Source organism: Halanaerobium sp., assembly GCF_003070835.1.
Genome location: NZ_QBLR01000457.1, coordinates 1 through 1,956 on the forward strand (window position 1 = coordinate 1; position 1,956 = coordinate 1,956).

General features: G+C 39.1%; 5 protein-coding genes. All 5 read left to right on the forward strand.

The window, feature by feature from the left end:
- Positions 1-43: 43 nt before the first annotated feature.
- Positions 44-688 carry a 30S ribosomal protein S3 gene (rpsC, locus tag CI949_RS20385; protein WP_290769866.1) on the forward strand — a complete coding sequence of 215 codons (645 nt, stop codon included), beginning with the start codon at positions 44-46 and terminating at the stop codon, positions 686-688.
- A gap of 29 nt (positions 689-717) precedes the next feature.
- Entirely contained in the window at positions 718-1,152 is a 435-nt protein-coding gene (rplP, locus tag CI949_RS20390) for a 50S ribosomal protein L16 (RefSeq protein ID WP_005487011.1), read from the forward strand.
- On the forward strand, positions 1,142-1,345 hold the full coding sequence (gene rpmC, locus CI949_RS20395) for a 50S ribosomal protein L29 (RefSeq protein ID WP_108138988.1): 204 nt from the start codon (positions 1,142-1,144) through the stop codon (positions 1,343-1,345). The genes rplP and rpmC overlap by 11 nt, the downstream gene beginning before the upstream one ends.
- Before the next feature lie 24 nt (positions 1,346-1,369).
- The gene (gene rpsQ / locus CI949_RS20400) at positions 1,370-1,624 is read left to right on the forward strand and encodes a 30S ribosomal protein S17 (RefSeq protein ID WP_108138990.1); all 255 of its coding nucleotides are present in this window, start codon (positions 1,370-1,372) and stop codon (positions 1,622-1,624) included.
- Between the two features lie 29 nt (positions 1,625-1,653).
- Positions 1,654-1,956 (forward strand): 50S ribosomal protein L14 (gene rplN, locus CI949_RS20405; RefSeq protein ID WP_290769869.1); only part of this gene is annotated, 303 nt, incomplete at its 3' end.

Below are 1,956 nucleotides of genomic sequence, written 5' to 3' on the forward strand. Positions count from 1 at the left end.
CCATATCACAATCGTTTTAAGCGATACAAAGGAGGGATAGAATTTGGGTAATAAAATAAATCCACATGGTCTCCGAGTTGGAGTTATAAAAGATTGGGATGCAAAATGGTATGCTGATAAAACTGATTATTCCAAGCTTTTAAATGAAGACCGAGAGATTAGAAATCATGTTAAGGAGAAAATGTTTGAAGCTGGAATTTCTAGAGTTGTGATTGAAAGAGCTGCTAATAGATTAAAATTAGATGTACACACAGCCAGACCAGGAATGGTAATTGGTCGTGGTGGATCTGAAGTTGAAGCTTTAAGAAACGAAGTTGAAGCTTTAACTGGTAAAACTGTACAGATTAATGTTGTAGAGGTTTCGGATCCAGAAATGAACGCTCAGTTAGTTGCTGAAAATATTGCTTCTCAGTTAGTTAGAAGAATTTCTTTCCGGAGAGCAATGAAACAGGCAATGAACCGTGCAATGCGTATGGGAGCTGAAGGTTTTAAAGTTCAGAGCAGTGGCCGTCTTGGTGGAGCTGAAATGGCAAGACGTGAAGGCTACAGTGAAGGCAGTGTGCCAATGCATACACTTAGAGCAGATATTGATTATGGTTTTGCAGAAGCTGACACAACATACGGAACAATTGGAGTTAAAGTTTGGATTAATAAGGGAGAAATACTTCCAGAATTAGATGATGAATAGATAGATTATGCAGGAAAGGAGGCTCTTTGATGTTAGTACCTAAAAGAGTAAAACATCGTAAGCAAATGAGAGGAAGAATGAAAGGTAAAGCCCACCGGGGAAATAAGATCACCTTTGGTGAATACGGCCTACAGGCCTTAGAACCCGTTTGGATTACCAATAGACAGATAGAGGCTGCTCGTGTTGCCCTTACCAGAAGTATTAAGCGTGGAGGTAAAGTTTGGATCAAGATTTTTCCAGATAAGCCTGTAACCGCAAAGCCTGCTGAAACACGTATGGGTAGTGGTAAAGGTGCCCCTGAGAAATGGGTGGCAGTTGTTAAACCAGGTAGAATTATGTTTGAGCTGGCTGGTGTACCGGAAGAGGTTGCCAGAGAAGCGATGCGCCTTGCATCTCACAAACTACCTATTAAAACTAAATTTGTAGCAAGAGAGGGAATGGATGGTGAGGCCGATGAGAGCTGATGAATTAAGAAATTTAACAGAAGCAGAGTTAGAACAGAAAGCCCGCGAATTTAAAGAAGAGTTATTTAACCTTCGCTTCCAGCATGCAACAGCACAGTTGGATAATCCTATGAGGATTAAAGAGGTTAAAAGAATTATTGCCCGAATTAAAACTGTTCTGCGGGAAAAGGAACTAGGTATCGAGAGGGCTTAATTCTTTTTTGAAAGGAGGTTTCTTATGGAAAGAAATAGTCGTAAAGAGCGTAAAGGTGTTGTAGTTAGTGATAAGAGAGATAAGACTATTACTGTAGCTGTAGAGCGTAGAACACAGCATCCTAAATATAAAAGAGTTGTTAAGAAAACAAAAAAATATACAGCTCATGATGAAGAGAATGTTTGTAATGAAGGTGACATTGTAAGAATTATGGAAACACGTCCATTAAGCAAGACAAAGAGATGGCGTTTAGTAGAAATTGTTGAAAAAGCAAAATAAGTCCTGGAAGTAGAAAGGAGGGCCTGAAAATGATACAATCTGAAAGCCGTTTAAAGGTAGCGGATAATTCAGGTGCCCGTGAACTTTTATGTATTAAGGTACTTGGAGGCTCCAAAAAGAAATATGCTAAAGTTGGAGACACAATAGTAGTCAGCGTTAAAGAAGCTATTCCTGACGGAATGGTGAAAAAAGGTGAGGTTGCTAAAGCTGTAGTTGTTAGAACCAAAAAGTCCTTAAAGCGCAAAGACGGCACCTATATTAGATTTGATGAAAATGCAGCAGTAATAATAGATGATAATAATAATCCTAAGGGTACACGTATTTTTGGTCCT